The 17,138-nt window shown below is 70.2% G+C and carries 15 protein-coding genes and 3 tRNA genes; 7 read left to right on the forward strand and 11 right to left on the reverse strand.

The window, feature by feature from the left end; genetic code table 11:
* Position 1: 1 nt before the first annotated feature.
* Together DVK06_RS11715 and DVK06_RS11720 are read right to left on the reverse strand one after the other, a co-directional pair.
* Positions 2-1,567: a DNA-directed RNA polymerase subunit B'' gene (locus DVK06_RS11715; protein WP_053770171.1), complete on the reverse strand. Its 1,566-nt coding sequence runs from the start codon at positions 1,565-1,567 to the stop codon at positions 2-4.
* Positions 1,564-1,794 carry a DNA-directed RNA polymerase subunit H gene (locus tag DVK06_RS11720; RefSeq protein WP_004599097.1) on the reverse strand — a complete coding sequence of 77 codons (231 nt, stop codon included), beginning with the start codon at positions 1,792-1,794 and terminating at the stop codon, positions 1,564-1,566. Before DVK06_RS11720 ends, DVK06_RS11715 begins: the two co-directional genes overlap by 4 nt.
* 276 nt (positions 1,795-2,070) lie before the next feature.
* Here DVK06_RS11720 and DVK06_RS11725 point away from each other — a divergent pair.
* Both DVK06_RS11725 and DVK06_RS11730 read left to right on the forward strand, forming a co-directional pair.
* Positions 2,071-2,143, forward strand: a tRNA-Asp gene (locus DVK06_RS11725).
* Between the two features lie 30 nt (positions 2,144-2,173).
* A tRNA-Asp gene (locus DVK06_RS11730) sits at positions 2,174-2,246 on the forward strand.
* A 106-nt stretch (positions 2,247-2,352) separates the two neighbouring features.
* Here DVK06_RS11730 and DVK06_RS11735 read toward each other — a convergent pair.
* From DVK06_RS11735 to DVK06_RS11745, 3 genes are all read right to left on the reverse strand, one after another.
* On the reverse strand, positions 2,353-3,357 hold the full coding sequence (locus DVK06_RS11735; RefSeq protein ID WP_121600379.1) for a histone deacetylase: 1,005 nt from the start codon (positions 3,355-3,357) through the stop codon (positions 2,353-2,355).
* On the reverse strand, positions 3,358-3,789 hold the full coding sequence (locus DVK06_RS11740) for a histone family protein (RefSeq protein WP_004599099.1): 432 nt from the start codon (positions 3,787-3,789) through the stop codon (positions 3,358-3,360).
* A 79-nt stretch (positions 3,790-3,868) separates the two neighbouring features.
* A complete protein-coding gene (locus tag DVK06_RS11745) occupies positions 3,869-5,332 on the reverse strand; it encodes a single-stranded DNA binding protein (protein WP_199718649.1) in 1,464 nt (487 codons plus the stop codon).
* A gap of 248 nt (positions 5,333-5,580) precedes the next feature.
* Between DVK06_RS11745 and DVK06_RS11750 the strand changes: the two genes are divergently transcribed.
* A tRNA-Arg gene (locus tag DVK06_RS11750) sits at positions 5,581-5,653 on the forward strand.
* A gap of 370 nt (positions 5,654-6,023) precedes the next feature.
* Here the strand turns inward: DVK06_RS11750 and DVK06_RS11755 are convergent.
* Together DVK06_RS11755 and DVK06_RS11760 are read right to left on the reverse strand one after the other, a co-directional pair.
* Positions 6,024-6,380: a hypothetical protein gene (locus DVK06_RS11755; RefSeq protein WP_121600381.1), complete on the reverse strand. Its 357-nt coding sequence runs from the start codon at positions 6,378-6,380 to the stop codon at positions 6,024-6,026.
* Between the two features lie 196 nt (positions 6,381-6,576).
* Positions 6,577-8,412 carry a cation:proton antiporter gene (locus tag DVK06_RS11760; RefSeq protein WP_053770174.1) on the reverse strand — a complete coding sequence of 612 codons (1,836 nt, stop codon included), beginning with the start codon at positions 8,410-8,412 and terminating at the stop codon, positions 6,577-6,579.
* A gap of 452 nt (positions 8,413-8,864) precedes the next feature.
* On the opposite strand from DVK06_RS11760, the gene DVK06_RS11765 reads away from it, so the two are divergent.
* Positions 8,865-9,143 carry a hypothetical protein gene (locus DVK06_RS11765; RefSeq protein ID WP_233561675.1) on the forward strand — a complete coding sequence of 93 codons (279 nt, stop codon included), beginning with the start codon at positions 8,865-8,867 and terminating at the stop codon, positions 9,141-9,143.
* Between the two features lie 165 nt (positions 9,144-9,308).
* Positions 9,309-10,025, forward strand: coding sequence for a hypothetical protein (locus DVK06_RS11770; RefSeq protein WP_121600382.1), 717 nt, complete (start codon positions 9,309-9,311; stop codon positions 10,023-10,025).
* Positions 10,026-10,039: 14 nt separating this feature from the next.
* Here the strand turns inward: DVK06_RS11770 and azf are convergent, their stop codons facing one another.
* The 3 genes from azf to mutS form a co-directional block, all read right to left on the reverse strand.
* The gene (gene azf / locus DVK06_RS11775) at positions 10,040-10,942 is read right to left on the reverse strand and encodes an NAD-dependent glucose-6-phosphate dehydrogenase Azf (RefSeq protein WP_121600383.1); all 903 of its coding nucleotides are present in this window, start codon (positions 10,940-10,942) and stop codon (positions 10,040-10,042) included.
* A 121-nt stretch (positions 10,943-11,063) separates the two neighbouring features.
* Complete coding sequence (sepF, locus tag DVK06_RS11780) at positions 11,064-11,414, reverse strand: cell division protein SepF (RefSeq protein ID WP_053770178.1); 351 nt, start codon at positions 11,412-11,414, stop codon at positions 11,064-11,066.
* A 49-nt stretch (positions 11,415-11,463) separates the two neighbouring features.
* Complete coding sequence (gene mutS, locus DVK06_RS11785; protein ID WP_121600384.1) at positions 11,464-14,259, reverse strand: DNA mismatch repair protein MutS; 2,796 nt, start codon at positions 14,257-14,259, stop codon at positions 11,464-11,466.
* Between the two features lie 142 nt (positions 14,260-14,401).
* Between mutS and DVK06_RS11790 the strand changes: the two genes are divergently transcribed.
* Positions 14,402-15,295, forward strand: coding sequence for a hypothetical protein (locus DVK06_RS11790; protein WP_053770180.1), 894 nt, complete (start codon positions 14,402-14,404; stop codon positions 15,293-15,295).
* 28 nt (positions 15,296-15,323) lie between these two features.
* On the opposite strand, the gene DVK06_RS11795 is transcribed toward DVK06_RS11790, so the two are convergent.
* The gene (locus DVK06_RS11795; protein WP_121600385.1) at positions 15,324-15,899 is read right to left on the reverse strand and encodes a hypothetical protein; all 576 of its coding nucleotides are present in this window, start codon (positions 15,897-15,899) and stop codon (positions 15,324-15,326) included.
* A 272-nt stretch (positions 15,900-16,171) separates the two neighbouring features.
* On the opposite strand from DVK06_RS11795, the gene DVK06_RS11800 reads away from it, so the two are divergent.
* Positions 16,172-17,041: a hypothetical protein gene (locus tag DVK06_RS11800; protein WP_121600386.1), complete on the forward strand. Its 870-nt coding sequence runs from the start codon at positions 16,172-16,174 to the stop codon at positions 17,039-17,041.
* Positions 17,042-17,138: the final 97 nt, after the last annotated feature.

The following is a 17,138-nucleotide window of genomic DNA, read 5'->3' on the forward strand; positions in this document are numbered from 1 at the left end:
ATCAGTCGTCCGCCGTCTGTCGGTCGACGCCCTCGATGCCGGGGATCCCCTCGACACCCATCGACGCCAGTTCTCGTTTCAGCCCCTGTTCGTCCTCGACCGTCTGCGAGAGCTCCATCGCCTGCGCGAAGTTCTTCACGAGCCCGCAGTTCGGCCCCTCCGGGGTCTCGGAGGGACAGATGCGACCCCACTGGGTCGCGTGGAGGTCCCGCGCCTCGAAGTGCGGCTGCGACCGCGACAGCGGCGACCGCAGGCGCCGCAGGTGCGAGAGCACGCCCATGTAGTCCGTCCGGTCGACGAGCTGGGAGACGCCCGAGCGGCCGCCGACCCAGTTGCCCGTCGCGATCGGGTGTTCGAGCCGCTCGGTCAGCACGTCCGAGCGGACGACCGTGTTGACCGTGAGCTGCCGGTTCCGCATGTTCGCGCGTTCGAGCTGGTACTTCACGTCGCGCGCCAGCTTGTTCAGGGCGGTGCGGAACAGGTCACGCATGAGGTCGCCGGAGACCTTCAGGCGCTTGTTCGCGTAGTGGTCCTTGTCGTCGGCCTCCCGGCGGTCTAAGGCGAGCTCGAAGCACGCCTCGGCCATCCGGCAGAGGTAGTACGCCTTGTTGATCCGCACGTCCTCCTCGTCGACGCCCTCCTCGTGGAGGTGCGGGAGCAGGTAGCGGTCGATGACGTAGTTCGCCCGCTTGAGCTGGTAGTTCTTCCCCTGACCGGAGGCGACGCGCTCGCCGAGGGTCTCGATGGCCTCCTCGGTCGTCTGGACCGAGGCCTCCTCTAAGTTCTCCAGCATGAACTTCACGATCTCGGGGTCGTCCGAGACGCGGTGGACGATCTCCTCGTCGGATTCGAGCCCGAGGGCGCGGACCAGCGTCACGAAGTCGATAGAGCCGGAGACGGAGGGGAACGACACTTCGAGCAGCCCCTCGCGGTTGCGCTCACAGAGGACCAGCGCGCGGTACCCGCGGCGCTGGGAGAACGTCTTCGCGACCTGGATCTCGTCGCCGTACTTCGAGTCGTACTCCGCGAGGATCTTGTTCGGCGCCAGGTCCTCCGAGGTCATCAGCACGCGCTCGGAGCCGTTGACGATGAAGTAGCCGCCGGGGTCGACGGGGTCCTCGCCGATGTCGATGAGCTCCTCGTCGGAGAAGCCCGCCATGTTGCACTTGTCCGAGCCGACCATGATCGGCATCCGGCCGACCTTGGTCTCGGTCGTGTCGACGACCTGTTCGGGCTCGTCCTCGCCGCCGCGCACGATGGACATCTCCATGAACACGGGCGCCGAGTAGGTGATGTTCCGGAGGCGCGCCTCCTGCGGGTAGAGCAGCTCCTCGGAGCCGTCGGCCTCGCGGACCCGCGGGGTGACCATCCGCACGTCGCCGAGCTCGACGTACACCGGTTCCTGGCCCTCCTTGTCGCCGATGTCCGTCTCGATCGTCTCCTTCTCGTCGACCACCTCCTGCATGCCGCGGTCCAGGAAGTTGTTGAACGAGCGGAAGTGGTGTTCGGCGAGCCGTTCGTCCGAGAAGTACTCGCGTGAAACCACGCGTCGGTCTTGCCTGTTCATGAGACGACCAGTCGGTACACGACCGCCTCGTCGGTCGTACGGGAGTCGCGGACGATCTTCACCACGTCGCCGACTTCGGCCTCGTCGGGGAGCGCGGGGTCTGTGCGCTTGATCTTCGGTAAATTCGTTTTCTTCACGTCGTACTCCGCCAGGACCTCCTCGACCTCCTCGGGGTCGTCGAGGAGAACGTGGTCCGGGACGAGTTCGTGTTGGCTTACGTCTACCATGGGTGCTGGTGGTGGGGAGAAGCTATCACGAGATACTACAGATTCGTATATACGCCAGCGGCATAAGAGTTACCAAGCGCGCCGCGCACGGCTCACGGTCGCGGGGCGAGCGACACTCCCACACACGCGCGGTCGGCACAAAAGCATACCGGCCGCGACCCCGACCGGCCCCGCAACGTCGCGGCCCGCGGGCCGCAGTTCCCTGTCACCCACCCGCACTCCCGCCAGGGATGACAAGCCTTATTTGCCAGACAGGGGTACGAACTGATGCGACAAGCCCGGATGGTGTAGTGGCCCATCATACGACCCTGTCACGGTCGTGACGCGGGTTCAAATCCCGCTCCGGGCGTCCCCACGTTTCGGGGCGCTGTCGCTGTCTGCCCGGATGGTGTAGTGGCCCATCATACGACCCTGTCACGGTCGTGACGCGGGTTCAAATCCCGCTCCGGGCGTTCTTCTCGACGCCGACTACGAACGAGGAGCGGTAGCGACGAGCGAATCCGGCGTCGACGTACCCAGAAGGGATTTGAACTAGAAAGCGAAGCGACTCCCCGCGCCTTACAGGCCCAGTTCCGCCCGGAGGTCGTCGACGAGCGACTCCGTCTTGGCGTCGGGATCCTCGTCGGTGTCCACGGGCGGCCGCCCGTCGTACGTCTCGTGGACCATCGAGACGCCCTCGGCCAGCGTGTCCAGCCCGTAGCCGCCCTCCAGCACGTACGCGTCCGCGGCGCCGACGTCCTCGGCGAGCGTCCGGATCCGGTCGGTTAACAGCGCGTACCCCTCCGAGGAGACGCGCATCCGCGAGATGGGGTCGTGGCGGTGCGCGTCGAAGCCCGCGGAGACGATCAGCAGGTCGGGGTCGAACCGGTCGACGGCGGGCGCGATCCCCTCGTCGACGGCGTAGAGGTAGTCGGCGTCGCCGGCGCCGGCCGCCAGCGGGAGGTTCGCGGTCGCCCCCTCCCCGTCACCCTCGCCGGTCTCGTCGAGGTCGCCGGTGTCCGGGTAGAGGCCGTCCTCGTGGAGCGACGCGTAGAAGACGTCGCCGCGGTCGTAGAAGATGTCCTGCGTCCCGTTGCCGTGGTGGACGTCCCAGTCGAAGATCGCGACGCGGTCCGCGAGGTCCTCGTCGAGCGCCGTCTGGGCCGCGACGGCGGCGTTGTTGAAGAAGCAGAAGCCCATCGCGTCGTCGGTGACCGCGTGGTGGCCCGGGGGGCGGCCGAGCGCGAACGGCGTCTGTCGACCGGTCGAGCCGTCGAGCGCCGCGCGGGCCGCCCACTGGGCGAGGCCGGCGGAGGCGAGCGCGGCGTCCCACGTCCCGTCGCTTGCGACGGTGTCGGGGTCCCAGCTCCCGCCGCCGTCCGCCACGAACGACTCGAGCTCGTCGACGTACGCGGCGTCGTGGACCGCCGTGACCGCCGCCTTCTCGGCGGGGTCGGCCTCGACGTACTCGACGCCGTGGCGCTTGGCGAGCCCGCGGCGGATCGCGCGGAGCCTGTCCGGGTTCTCCGGGTGTCGTTCGCCGGTGTCGTGGTCGAGGCACCGCTCGCTGTAGCCGAACCGCATCTACTCGAACAGCGCGAAGTACGTCTCGATGTCCTCGGCCTGTACCGTCCGTCGGTCCGCGTGGCGGGCCAGCGTCGCGGCCGCGCTCGCGACGTTGTCCGCGTAGTCCTCCAAGATGTCCGCCAGCGCGACCCGCGCGTCGACGCCCACGCGGTACCGGTCGTCGATCCGGAGCCGAGCGATCCGGTCGATGGGCGCGACCGGCAGCGTGAGGTCCTCGCGGCTGACGACCTGCTCGACCCCGAAGTCGGCCGCCATCAGCGTTTTCCGACCGTCCGCGGTCGCCCGCTCGGCCGCGTCGACGGCCAGCTCCGCGCCGTGCGACTGGATCCGTCGCGCGAGCTCCTCGGCGGCGTCCGCGCTGACGCGGAGTTCCCCCGCGTTCCGCCGGATGATCCCGTCGACCGGCGCGAACGGCAACTCGACACTCATACACACAGTCGCGTCCGTGTATCGTATAACGCTTTCCGTTACCCGCGTGGCCGCCGGTTCCGGAGGGGAGCCGGCCGCGTCAGAACACGTCGTCGGCGTCGATGGTGCCGTCTCGCTCCGGCCCGCGAACGGTAATCTCCTCGCCGAGGCGGAGGCTCGCGTCGGTCTCGACCGTCTTCGTCCGCTGGCCGTCGTCGAGGACGACCGGGTCGCCCGTCTGGACGACCGTTCCGGTGAACTCCACCGCCTCGCCCGACTGCTCTGCCGTCGCGGCCGCGGCGCCGCCCGCGCCGCTCGCCTCGTCCTCGCCGCCCTCGCCGGCGACGGCCTCCGCGGCCGCCTTCCGTCCGTCCTCGGCGAAGGCGCCGAGCCCGGTCTCGTCGGCGTCGCGGTCCTCGCCCGAGCGTCCGCCGCCGGCGGCGTCCGCCGCGTCGCCCTCTCCCTCCAGGACCGAGACGGTCGAGCGCCAGTTCGCGGACGCCTCCAAGTCGTCCTGCCAGCCGTCCTGGATCTCCACGTCGGTGAAGACGACGCGGTCGGCCAGTTCGATCTCGCGGTCGGCCTTGTCGCCCCACAGCGCGACGCGGATCTCGCCCGTCTCGTCTTTGATCCGGACGTTGCGGACCTGCCCCTCGCTGCCGTCGTCGCGGTCGAACGTCCGTTTCGGGTCCGTCTCGATGACGCCGCCGGCGACGTCGACGGTCTCGCCGATCTCGAGGTCGGCGATGTCGGTCGTCTCCGGGACGTACTCGACGTCCTCGTCGACGCGCTCGACGGTGCCGCGGTCGCCGACGTGGAGCTCTAAGTCGCCGTCGCGCTCGCGGACGTAGCCATCGCCGACCTCGACGACCTCGCCGGGGTCGAACTCCCCGGCGAGGTCGGCCTTCCCGTCCCACAGCGTGACGCGGACGCGGCCCGTCTCGTCGCCGACGGTGAGGTTCGCCACGCGCCCCTCGCTGCCGTCGTCGCGGTCGAACGTCCGGATCGAGTCGGTGTCGAGCACCTGACCGACGAGGTCGACGTCGGACGCGCCGAGCGTGAGGTCCTCGACGCGGTAGGTGTCGAGCACCTGGACGTCGACCTCGGCGTCCTCGTCCGGTTCGACCTTGTCCGCGCTCACTTCGAGGCCGCTGTACCCCTCCTTGGGGCGGCCCATGACGCGGAGGACCTGCCCGACTTCGAGCTCCTCCTCGGCGGCCGCGGCCATGTCGTCCCACAGCGCGACCCGGACGGAGCCGGAGGCGTCCGCGACGTCGACGTTACACACCCGGCCCTCCTCGGCCTCGTCGTCGTCGCGCTCGAAGGTCCGGACCTCGCCGATGGCGGTCACCTTCCCGAGGAACTTCACCTCGTTCATTCCCGGCTCGATGTCGGCGATGGTGTCGGCCTCCTCGTCGCGCAGCTCGTGCGCGATGAGCATCGCGGCGGTCTCCTCGTCGGCGAGCCCGCCCATCTGCTCGACCTTGTCCTCGACCGCGGCCTCGAACTCCTCGAACTCGACCTCGGTGTCGAGGTCCTCGTACACCTCTTCTATGGCTCCCATACTCGTCCCTCCGTGGTCGGCGAGGTCGCGCATAAGCGTTGCCGTTGCCCGGGGTTCGCGCCGGCTCCCGGCCGGTCGGCGGGGCGACCGGCGCGGGGCGCGGTCGCGGCTCGAAGGCGTCGCATAGCGGTTCATGGTGCCCGTCGATACAAAAGGTGTTCATCCCGCCCGGAGCGTCCGTGCGGACCGGGGGCACGCGGCCGCCGGACCGTAACCGTCTTAAGTTCTACCGCGATACGTAGAGATGAGTCCTGGTAGGGTAGTGGACTATCCTCTTGGCTTGCGGAGCCAGGGACCGGAGTTCAAATCTCCGTCAGGACGTTTTCGGACACACAATACGGCGAGCGTAGCGAGCCGTGCGTGTGTCCGAAAACTCCACGGAGATTTGAGCAGGAACGTCGCAGCGGCCGAGCGAAGCGAGGCCGACCGTCGTTCCGAGTTCAAATCTCCGTCAGGACGCTCACTTTGCGGCTGTCTCACTTCGTTCGACAGCCGCTGCGTTCGGTCCTGACGGGCCCTGCGCTCGCTTCGCTCGCGCAGGACTCCGTCAGGACGCCTCGCTGGTGCGGCTCGGCTCTGTTGAAATCCTCAGGTGGTGACAGGTTCCGGGCTACTGTGGTCAGTACAGGTGAACCGCGGATCGCTCAAGACGGAACAGTAGTAGGCTGGTCAGTACAAGAAATCAGGACTGTCAATCAGTGTCTTCTGATCCTTCAGCAGTTGTTTGTCGAGTAGGAAATATCGCTGTGTCGGGTGCGTTGAACGGACTGTTTGGTCCGGTAAGCCACGCAGAGAGGTAGACAACACAGGCGGCGATGACAGCCACCGGCAGCTGGCGCATAAAAATGCCATAGGCAACCGTGACAGCGATCGCAGCACGAGTGAGCATATGACGTTCGGAATCGCCGTAGTACACCAGTGCCGCGACACCAAATGCTGAAAGCGTCAACCATGCTCCAATTATGACTTGACCAGTCAGTACCGAATACGCCAATCCAATGATACCGATCAGTACCAACACCGCCGCAATACGTTTTGAGGAGGGCATGTGAAACTCGTTATGTCCGAATGTCTTAAATTACAGTCATTAATCACGAAGCGGTTCTCACCGACCGGCTGTTTCGGACGAGAATATGTCTGAATGGTGGTATTTCAACAACGCCTACGGCTGCTAAATGGCTCAACAGCAGGTCATCAGCCGCAGTTCCCCCACCGCGAGCGGTTCGAACGCCGTAATGTACGTCTTAGTCGTGCGGGTGGAAGCGCTCCATCGCGCGGCGGACCCCGTCGGTGTCGCCGATGAACGTCAGGTGGTCGCCCACCTCGACGACGCTGTCCGCCGAGGGGACGCGGTTGTCGCCGTCGCGGCTGACCACGGCGACGAAGGTGCCGTCGGGGATCTGCGCGTTGAGGTCGCGGATGCTCTGCCCCGCGAGCGTCTCGGAGGTCACCTCGATCTCCTGAACGTCGTGGCTGTCGCCGAGCTCGTTCATCCAGTGGGTGAGCGCGGGCCGCTCGATCTCGTCGTCGATGGCGACCGCGGTCGCGGTCGTGGCGTCGATGCCGGTGACGCCGATGCTGTCGAAGGCGTCGACGTTGTCCGGGTCGTTCACGCGCGAGTAGACGGACTCGACGTCGAACTTAGTGATCGCGAGCTGACAGGCGAGGAGGTTGATGTCGTCGTCGGCCGTCGTCGTGATGAACCGCTTGGCGTCCTCGATGTGCGCCTCGCGCAGCGTCTCCGTGTCGCTGCCGTCGCCCTCGTAGACGGTGAACCCGGCCGAGCGCGCGCGCTCGACGACGTCGGGGTCCGTCTCAACGACCACGACGTACTCGCCCCTGTTCTCCAGTCGCGTGGCGAGCGCCTGGCCGACCCGACCCCCGCCGATGATTATCGTGCGCATTGGTGACACTCCGAGGAACTCTCCGATCTGCCGCGCGAGCCCCGCCTCCACGAGGACCGTCGCGAAGATGACCGCGAACACCGTGCCGACGAGCAGCTCGCCGGCGGCGACGCTGCCCGCGAGCTCCAGCTCGATGGCGAACAGCGTCGCCACGCTCGCCGGGATGATCCCCCGCGGGCCGACGCTCGCGAGGAACAGCCGCTCGGGCCGGGTGAACCGCTCGACGCCGGCCGTCGCGATGAACGCCCCCAGCGGCCGGAGGACGAGCATGACGACGACCACGATCGCGACCACGCCGAGCCCGAGGCCGGCGATCGCCTCCACGTCGATAAGCGCCGCGAGCGAGATGAACACGAACGATAAGACGATCGTGGTGGTGTTCTGCGCGAACCGCTCGATCTCCTCGCGGTTGTCGATCCCGAGGTTCCCGAGGAGGATCCCGCTCGTCGCCGCCGCCGCGATGCCCGCCTCCGCGGCGACCGCCTCCGCGGCCGCGAACGACCCGATCGCGGCCGCGAGCACGAGGAACTGCGACGCCTGCACGTCGCGTTCGGGGACGAGGTCGCTCTCCAGCAGCGCGTAGATGACGACCGTGGCGAGCAGCCCCGCCGCGACCCCGACGCCGAACCGCTGGAGGAACGAGACCACCGTCGCGGGGACGCCGAGGTCGTCGAGCAGCAGCGTCTCGAAGATGACGACGGCGACGATCGCGGCCGTCACGTCGTTGACGATCCCCTCGGTCTCCAGCGCGGTCGCGACGTGGTCGCGCACTCGGACGACGTCGAGGATCGGCGTGATGACGGTGGGGCCGGTGGCCACGAGCAGCGCGCCGATCAGGAGCGCGATCTCCCAGGTGCCGTCGGTGAAGGCGCGGACCGCGGCCGCGGTCCCGACGAACATCACGAGGGCGCTGACGGTCACCAGCCGGAGCGACGCCGTCGATGCGCGCCGGATCCGGTCGATCCGGAGCGCGAACGCCCCCTCGAAGACGATGATCGCGACGCTGAGCCCGACGATGATCTCCAGGCCGTCACCGAACGTCTCCAGCGTCACCAGCCCCAGCAGCTCGGGCCCCAACAGCACCCCGATCGCGAGGTAGAAGATGACGCTGGGGACCCGCAGTCGGTGCGCGAGGAGCTGGACCCCGAGCCCCGAGACGAGGACGACCGCGATCACCGGGAGCAGGCTACTGGACACGGCTACCGGCGATACGCTCCCGGCCTTCCTTAGTGTACTGGTGATCGGGGGGCGTGGCCGGTCGGCCGCGACCGCCGGCCGCGGCATTGGGTCACACACACGAGCAACTATTAACTCGATTCCGTTTCTGGGTGAGAATACGCCCGGTCGGTCCCCACCGCCGGGTCGAACCCATGACCGTCCGCGACGCCATCCCGACGTTCGCCCCCCGCCGGAGCGTCCGGAAGGTCCGCGGGCCGGTCGCCGCTCTCCTCGGCGCCGTCGCCGCGTGACCCCGACGCGGGGGCGGCCGGCTCGTCCACCGAGGCGAGCCCCCCCGCCGCTCCCTTCGCCGACGCGACGGCCTCGACTCGTAGCGCGTCCCGCCGTTCTCGACGGCCGAACCGACTCGACCCGCGAGGCGTCCGCCTCGCACCACACCCCATCCGACGATGAACGCAGACCGATCCCCCTCCGGACGCACCGCCCGCCCCGACCCGAACGCGGGTCCCCGACCGTCCGAACCGCTCCCGTCGCGCGGCGCGATGGTCGCCTTCGCGGCGCTGCCGGTCGCGACGGTGGCGGCCCTGTCGTTCCCGACCGCGGCCGCCGTCGCGCTGGCGGCCCTCTGCGGTGCCGTCGCCGGCGCGGCGGTCCACCGGCGCTACCCCGCCACGGTCGACCGAACGGTCCGCCTGCCGGACGACGACGGCGCCGTCCGGGAGGCCTGATCCGGCGGCCGGTCCCGATTCCGCCGCTGACGCGCCGCCCTCCACTTCCCCGCAGACGTGTCGCCATGCGGTCTCGCTGACGCGCCGCCTTCCACTCCCCCCTGACGCGCCGCCCTGCCGGCGCGGAACTCGACATTTATCATGCGCCGTCGCCGACCGTGAGGCGTGACCGACCGCCACCGCGGTCCGGATCGAGGCCCACGCGACGCGCCCGGCCCGTCAGCCGCGCTCGGGGCCGGCGCCGCGCTGTTCAACGAGCGGCGCTTCCTCGCGGCGCGCGTCGCCTGGGGCCGGGGCCGACGACCCGCCCCCGACGAGCGCGACGGAGACGCCGATTCGGCCGGCGAGACCGGTCCGGGCGACGGCGAGCGCGACCGCGCCGACGAGCGATTGCTCCGGGCGCTCGCCGCGACCGCGGCGGCGTCCCACCGGGCGGCCGACGGCGACCGCGCCGGCGCGGCGGCGGAGGCGGACGACGCCGCGGCGGCGCTGAGGGACGTCGCCGACGCGCGGGGCGTCGCGCTGGCTCCCGCCCGGGAGTGGGCCGAACGGCTCGCGGCCGATCCGGGGGGAGCGGACCCCGCGAGCGCGCCGCGGATCCGGGTCGGCGGCGAGGCGCCGACGGTCGACGGCCTGTCGCTCGCCGCGGCCGGGGTCGCGGCGCCGGCGCTCGCGACGGCGGGCGAGCCGGGCGACCCGGAGACGCTCGCGACCGCGGCGGCCTTCGCCCGGGAGGAGCGCGGGACGGGGCGGACCGAGTTCGCCGAGTTGCTGTTCGCGTACCTCCGGACGCCCGACGCCCGGCCGCAGGTGGCCGCGCGGCTCGGCGATCACGTCGACCGGGAGGAGCGGAAGCGCCGCGACGTCGACGGGCTGTTCTGAGCGCGGCGGGTCGGTCAGGCGTCGTCCGGGTCGGCCGGGAAGTTCGGGTCGGCCGGCGACTCGTTGGCGGGGCGGTCGGCGTCCGGCGCGAAGGACTCGGGCGCGTAGCGGTCGCCGTCCGCCTCGGCGTCGCGGTCGGGCTTCGGCTCGCCCTCGAAGGTGTAGTCGGCGGAGTTGTCGGCGGGGTCGTACCCGAGCGCCTCGCGGGCGCGCTCGATGGAGTAGTAGCGGCGGTCGTTGTCCGAGATGCCGTACACGATCTCGTAGCCGTACGCCGCGCGGAGACAGCGGTCGAACAGGTGCGCGCAGTCGCGGTGCGAGAGCCACATCGCCTGCCCGCGCTCGTACTCGCGGGGCGGGTGATCCTTGGTGAGGTTCCCGACGCGGACGCAGACGACGCTCATGTCGAACTCGTCGTGGTAGAAGCGGCCGAGCGACTCGCCGGCCGCCTTCGAGACGCCGTAGAGGTTGCCGGGGCGGGGCAGCTCGCTCCCGTCGAGCCGGTAGTCGTCCTCGGCGCGGTACAGGTCCGGGGTCCGCTCGGCCGTCTCGTAGCCGCCGACGGCGTGGTTCGAGGAGGCGAACGCAAACTTCTCGACGCCGGCCTCGGCGGCGGCGCGCATCACGACCTGCGTCCCGTCGATGTTGTTCCGGAGGACCGAGTCCCACGGCGCCGTCTTCCGCGGGTCGCCGGCGAGGTGGATCACGGCGCCGACGTCGGCGACGGCCTCGCGGACGGCGCGCTCGTCGGTGATGTCGGCGACGTACCGGTCGGCGTCGGTGACCCCGTCGGGCACCTTCGCGGCCGGGAGCGGCTCGCGGTCGAGGAGCCGCCAGTCGTACTCGTCGCCGAGACCGCGGAGGATGGCCTGTCCCACCCGTCCGCCGGCGCCCGTCAGGAGGACCGGCTCGTCCATTCGACTCTACGTGGGCGGGAGAACGGCATATATGACACGGTTCGACCGATACGGGCGAACGCGGGCTACAGAGGGGTGCCTGCGAGAGAATCGGAGAGAGAAGATCGCCGGAACGCGGCGCTTACAGCTTCTGCCGCGAGACCTTGACGCCGGTCGGGGTGACGATGATCTGGTCGTCGCCCTTCTGGACGATGTCGCCGTCGACCTCCTGGACCACCTGGCGGAGCTCGTCGTAGACGTGTTCTATCGTCCGGTCCGACGTGGAGTGGCGGGTGATGTCCGCGATGACGAAGTCGCCGTCGTAGACGGCGTCTTTGATCGGGATGACGTCGCTCTGGTCGCCGATCTCGGCGAAGTGTACCTGCGTCCCCGTCTCCGCGTGCGCGTCGGCGAAGTCGTCCGAGTCGAGCTCGACGTAATCGTCGACGGAGCGGCTCCCACTGCCGCCGAGGATCTTGCTCATGATGCCCATACACACCACACGACGAGGTCAGACATTAGTTCTTACGTCAGACGCGCCCTCACTCCAGCCGCTCCTGCCACTCCTGGACGCGGGAGAGCAGGTCCACCGGCGCCGTCGCCGCGACGTCGACGTCGCTCAGCTCCTCGATCACGGCGCGGGTCTCGGGGTCGAGGCCGTCGGCGGGCCCGGAACTCTCGGGCTCGCCGCCGCCGGTCGCCGTCGACTCGGCGGCTTCCGCCGGTCGGGATCCGGGGGCCGCGCCGTTGCGACCCGCCTCGGAGACCGAGGCGTCCGCGGTCGCCCCCTCGGCGTCGCCGCCGCCCGAGAACGACCCCGACGAGAGGTCGAACACGACCTGCTGGGTCCCGCCGTCGCCGGGGGACCCGTCGGTGGCGTCTCCCCCGTTCCGCGAGCCGCGGGCCTCGATGGCCTTCTCCTCGCGGAGCCGGTCCAAGACCTCGTCAGCGCGGGAGACGACGGGGTCCGGCACGCCGGCGAGGTCGGCGACGTGGACCCCGTACGACCGGTTCGTCGGGCCGTCGCGGACGGTGCGGAGGAAGGTCACCTCGCCGTCGCGCTCGTCGACGGCGACGTGGACGTTCGCGACGCGCGGGAGGTGGTCCGCGAGCGTCGTCAGCTCGTGGTAGTGGGTGGCGAAGAGGGTCCGCGCGCGCACCTCGTTGTGGAGGTACTCGGTCGCGGCCCACGCGATGGAGATGCCGTCGTAGGTGGCGGTGCCGCGGCCGACCTCGTCTAAGATGACGAGCGAGTCCTCGGTCGCGGAGTGGAGGATGTTCGACAGCTCCTGCATCTCGACCATGAACGTCGACCGCCCCTGCGCCAGCTCGTCGAGCGCGCCGACGCGGGTGTAAATGCCGTCGACGAGCCCCACCTCGGCCGCGCGGGCGGGGACGAACGAGCCCGCCTGCGCGAGCAGCTGGATCAGCGCGGCCTGGCGCATGTACGTCGACTTCCCGCTCATGTTCGGGCCGGTGACGATGAGGAAGCCGCGCTCGGCGTCGAGCCGGAGGTCGTTCGGAACGAAGTCGGTCGTCCCCTCGACGACGGGGTGACGCCCGGCCTCGACGTCGAGGCGGCGCTCGTCGGTCAGCTCCGGGCGCGTCCAGTCCCGGCGGGCGGCGTGGGTCGCGAGCGAGGCGAGCGCGTCGAGCTCCGCGACCGCCCGGCCGGCGTCCTGGAGCAGCTCTGCGCGCTCGGCGACGCGCTCGCGCAGCTCCTCGAACAGCTCGTACTCCAGGTCGCCGCGGGCCTCCTCCAGGCGGAGGACCTCCCGCTCCTTCTCCGCCAGCTCGTCGGTGACGAACCGCTTCGAGTTCTTCAGCGTCTTGATCTCGCGGTAGCCCTCGGGGACCCGATCCGCCACCGACTTCCCGACCTGGATGTAGTAGCCGTCCGTCTTGTTGCGGTCGACGGTGACGTGACTGAGCCCGTGCCGGCGCTTCTCGCGCTCCGCGAGTCCGTCGAGCCACGACTTCACCGACTCGTGGCGCTCGATCAGCTCGTCGAGCTCGTCGTCGTAGCCGCGCTTGAGGAGCCCGCCGCCCGTCTTCGCCTTCGGCGGGTCCTCGGCGAGCGCCTCGGCGAGCTCCTCCCGGAGGGCGGCCGCGCGGTCGCGGTCGACGCGTTCGAGGACGGCGGCCGCGGGCGAGTCGGCGAGGGGAGTGTCGGCGACCGCGTCGGCGAGGTCCGGCAGCAGCGTGAGCGTGTCCCGCACCGAGAGGAGTTCGCGTGCGCCCGCGCTTCCGCTCGTCGTCCGCGCCGCGAGCCGTTCGAGGTCGTAGGCGTCGCCGAGCACCTCGCGGATCCGGTCGCGGGCGAGCGCCGCGGACGCCAGCGCCTCCACGGCGTCGAGGCGGTCGGCGAGCGTCTCGCGGTCGCGCCGGGGGCGAGTGAGCCACTCCCGGAGCAGCCGCCCGCCGGCGGCGGTGACGGTGTGGTCGACGGTGTCGAACAGCGAGCCGTCGGCGTCGCCCCGCATCGTCTCCGTGATCTCGAGGTTGCGCTGGGTGGTCGCGTCCACGTCGACGCGGTCGTCGGCGCCGTAGGCGGTGAGGCGGGTCATCGACGCCAGCACGCCCGCGCCCGTCTCCTCGACGTACGAGAGGACCGCGCCCGCCGCGCGGACCGCGAGGTCCGCGTCCAGCCCGACGCTGTCGGTCGTCTCGCGGCCGAACTGCTCGCGCACGGCGTGTCTCGCACGGCCCGCCGCGAACGCCTCCGCGTCGAAGGCGGTCACGCGCCCGGAGAGGTCCTCCCGGACCGCGCCGAGCAGGCCGTCGTCGTTGCGGACGTGCGGGCCGGGCAGCACCTCCGCGGGGTCGAACCGGTAGAGCTCGGCGCGCAGGTCGCCGCCGTCCTCGACCGTCGTCGCGAGGAACCGCCCCGTCGTCACGTCGGCGAAGGCGAGCCCGTAGGGGCCGTCGGCGGCGTCGACCGCGCCCGTCGCGCCGCCGGCGTCCCCCTCCCGGACGACGGCCGCGAGGTAGCGCGCGTCGTCGTCGCTCGTCTCTAGGACCGTGCCGGGCGTGACGACGCGGACGACCTCGCGGGCGTGGCCGCCGTCGTCGGTCTCGTACTGGTCCGCGACCGCGACCCGGTATCCCCGCTCGACCAGCGCGTTCACGTACGGCGTCAGCTCCGAGAGGGGGACGCCCGCCATCGGGTACGACGAGCCGTGGGAGGACTTTTGCGAGATGGAGAGGTCCAGCTCGTCGGCGACCAGCTCCGCGTCGTCCGCGAAGAACTCGTAGAAGTCGCCGCACTGCATCGCGAGGACGTCCGCGTCCGTCTCCGCCTTGAGATCGAGGAACTCCCCGACGATCCCCGTTGCCATATGTCCGTACACCCGCCGTGCGCGGCTAAAACCCTGCGGGTGTTAGACGGGCGGTAGTGAGCGGCCGGACCGCGACGGGCGGCGAGACTGGTCTGCCCCAGCGCGTCCGTAATTACAAGCACCCGCCCCGCGTAGGCGCGGTATGGACGCGTCGGGCAGCGGGGTCGTTGATCGCCTCCGCCAACCGGAGTACACCGGCGAGAATCGCTGTACCCCCTGTACCGCTGTCAACGTCACGATCGGCGTCGCGCTCGGCGCGGCGGTCGCCGTCGCCGTCGATCCCGTTGTCGGCGCGGCCGCGACGGGGCTCTCGCTCGCGGCGATCTGGCTGCGCGGCTACCTCGTGCCCGGCACGCCCGAGCTCACGAAGCGCTACCTCCCGGAGTCGGTGCTCCGGCTGTTCGGCAAGGCGCCGCCGGCGGCCGGGGTGGAATCGGGGGCTTCGGCCGCGATCGGGACGCCGACGGACGAGGCCGACCCGTCGGGCGAGTCGGCCGAGGGCGTCGCCGTCGACCCGCAGTCGTACCTGCTCGCCGCGGACGCGCTCGTCGAGACCGACGACGGGAGCGACCTGACGTACGCGCCGTGGTTCGCGTCCGCGTGGCGGAGCGAACTCGAGACCGCCCGGGAGACGGCCGACGGTCCGGCGGTGGCGCGGCTCGCCGACGTGCCGCCCGACGACGAGCCGAGGCTGTCGGTCGAGGAGCGCGGAAACGCGGTGGTCGCGGCCGTCGACGGCGAGCGGGTCGGCCACTGGGTGTCGCGGCCGGCGTTCCTCGCGGACGCCGCCGCCGACCGCGTGCTTCGCGCGAGCGACGACGAATGGACCGACCTCCCGCAGGCGGCGCGCAGCGGGGTGCTCGGCGGGCTCCGACTGTTCGTCGAGGAGTGTCCGGCTTGCGGGGCCGAGGTGACGCTTAGCGAGGAGGTCGTCGCCTCCTGCTGTACCGCTCGGGACGTGGTCGTCGGGCGCTGTGACGGGTGCGAAGCGCGGGTCTTCGAGCTGGAGCCCGCCGCGCTCGACGGGGTCGAGTGACGGGAGGCTGCGGACGCTCAGCCGCCGCCTACCCCAGTCGGTTCCGCTTCGTCGACAGCCGATGGAACAGTCCGGACACGCCGAATATCCCGGCGAAAAGCACCGCGTACGCGTATCCGGAGACGGCGTCGAACGGGGCGGTGCCGGTCCACGCCGCGGCCGCCAGCAGCCCGCACACGGCCGCGAGCCCGACGTAGTACTCGCTCCAGAGGATCTCGTTTTCCGAGACGACCTCCAGATACACCTCAAGCTGCCGGCTCTCCTCGGTGAGCGACACCAGCCCGCGGTCGCGCTCGTAGTCGATGAACCCGCTTTCGGCCAGCTTCGGGAGGTGCGACTGGTGGAGGGCGGTGTACACGCGCTTGCGCTGTTTGTACGTGACCTCGTTGATCTCGACGTCGTTCTCCCAGGCCGCCAGCTGCTCGGCGATGTCGCGGACTCGCGCCTCCGAACCGTTCGTTTTCAGGTACTTGATGACGTTCCGCCGCCGCGCGTTACTCAGCGCGGAGAACACCTCGTCGCGCGAGGGACCGGCGGCGTCCCGCGAGGAGCCGTCCTCGCCGTCGGCGAGCGATGCTTCCGACCCAGTGAGTTGTGGTGTCATGGCTCATCCATTCAAGTTGAAGCTAGATTATCAGGAGAGGTCTTATCAGTTGCGGTTAACAATAATTTGAGATGTCGCGATCCAATAGTGCGGTAGAATCACGCCGTTCAGGGCTTCATACGGCGCTGACACCGATCAAAAGAACGCTATTACAGTCTACTTCTGCTATACTCTCTATATAGTATATTTTGTGATATTTCGAGACGGCGAATCGGGCACGACTGGGCGGTAGGCGGCCCATACATAGGTCGGTTCGCCGCCGTTCCGTGTGTATGAACGCGTCACGCGCCACGCTGTCGGCCAGACTCGGACGACCCGCCCGGACCGCCGTCGACCGCCTCCGGCAGCCCGAGTACACCGGCGAGAACCGTTGTCTGCCGTGTACGGTCGTCAACGTCGGGATCGCGGCGGTCGGCGCGGCGGCGGTGACGGCGGTCGGCGCGCCGCTCCTCGGCGCGGCCGGGTTCGGGGCCTCGCTCGCGGCGATCTGGCTGCGCGGCTACCTCGTCCCGGGGACGCCCGAGCTCACGAAGCGCTACCTCCCCGAGCGCGTCCTCGCGCTGTTCGGCAAGGCGCCCGGCGAGACGAAACGCGGGAAGCGTCCGGCGGGCGACGTCGACCCGGAGGCGTACCTCCTCGACGCCGGCGTCCTCGTCGAGACGCCGGGGGGCGACGACTTCGCGTTCGCGCCCGACTTCGCCGCGGCGTGGCGGGCGGCGGTCGACGCCGACACGCCGACCGACGGCGACCTCGACGCGCTCGCGTCGCTCACCGGGGTCGACCGCGACGAGCTGGCGATCGACTGGTACGAGGGCGTCGGCTTCGCGTACGCGGGCGACGAGAAGATCGGCCACTGGGAGTCGCGCGCGGCGTTTCGGGCGGACGCCGCGGCCGACCGCGTGCTGACGGCGACCCGCGACGACTGGACCGACCTGCCGCTCGTGGACCAGAGCACTGTCCTCGGGGCCCTCCGGCTGTTCGTCGAGGAATGCCCCGCCTGCGCCGGGGACGTGGCGCTCGAAGAGCGGGTCGTCGAGTCCTGCTGTGCCAGCTACGACGTCGTCGCCGGGCGGTGTGCGGGCTGCGACGCCCGACTGTTCGAGCTTCGGCTACCGCCGTCGCTCGCGGCCGCGAGCGAGTAGGAAAGCCAGGAAATCGAAGCGACGGAGAAGAACTGAACCGACGGAGAAGAACTGAACCGACGGAGGGGGACCGAAGGGAAGTGGTCGAAAATCGAGT

Source organism: Halorubrum sp. Atlit-28R, from assembly GCF_003665955.1.
Taxonomy (GTDB): domain Archaea; phylum Halobacteriota; class Halobacteria; order Halobacteriales; family Haloferacaceae; genus Halorubrum; species Halorubrum tropicale.

Bases quoted from the DNA above. Each gene is read 5' to 3' on its own strand.
- DVK06_RS11720 (WP_004599097.1), bottom strand. From the start codon at position 1,794: ATGGTAGACGTAAGCCAACACGAACTCGTCCCGGACCACGTTCTCCTC.
- sepF (WP_053770178.1), bottom strand. From the start codon at position 11,414: ATGGGCATCATGAGCAAGATCCTCGGCGGCAGTGGGAGCCGCTCCGTC.
- DVK06_RS11740 (WP_004599099.1), bottom strand. From the start codon at position 3,789: ATGAGTGTCGAGTTGCCGTTCGCGCCGGTCGACGGGATCATCCGGCGG.
- DVK06_RS11795 (WP_121600385.1), bottom strand. From the start codon at position 15,899: ATGACACCACAACTCACTGGGTCGGAAGCATCGCTCGCCGACGGCGAG.
- DVK06_RS11755 (WP_121600381.1), bottom strand. From the start codon at position 6,380: ATGCCCTCCTCAAAACGTATTGCGGCGGTGTTGGTACTGATCGGTATC.
- DVK06_RS11735 (WP_121600379.1), bottom strand. From the start codon at position 3,357: ATGCGGTTCGGCTACAGCGAGCGGTGCCTCGACCACGACACCGGCGAA.
- DVK06_RS11715 (WP_053770171.1), bottom strand. From the start codon at position 1,567: ATGAACAGGCAAGACCGACGCGTGGTTTCACGCGAGTACTTCTCGGAC.
- DVK06_RS11790 (WP_053770180.1), top strand. From the start codon at position 14,402: ATGGACGCGTCGGGCAGCGGGGTCGTTGATCGCCTCCGCCAACCGGAG.
- azf (WP_121600383.1), bottom strand. From the start codon at position 10,942: ATGGACGAGCCGGTCCTCCTGACGGGCGCCGGCGGACGGGTGGGACAG.
- DVK06_RS11800 (WP_121600386.1), top strand. From the start codon at position 16,172: ATGAACGCGTCACGCGCCACGCTGTCGGCCAGACTCGGACGACCCGCC.
- DVK06_RS11745 (WP_199718649.1), bottom strand. From the start codon at position 5,332: ATGGGAGCCATAGAAGAGGTGTACGAGGACCTCGACACCGAGGTCGAG.
- mutS (WP_121600384.1), bottom strand. From the start codon at position 14,259: ATGGCAACGGGGATCGTCGGGGAGTTCCTCGATCTCAAGGCGGAGACG.
- DVK06_RS11765 (WP_233561675.1), top strand. From the start codon at position 8,865: ATGAACGCAGACCGATCCCCCTCCGGACGCACCGCCCGCCCCGACCCG.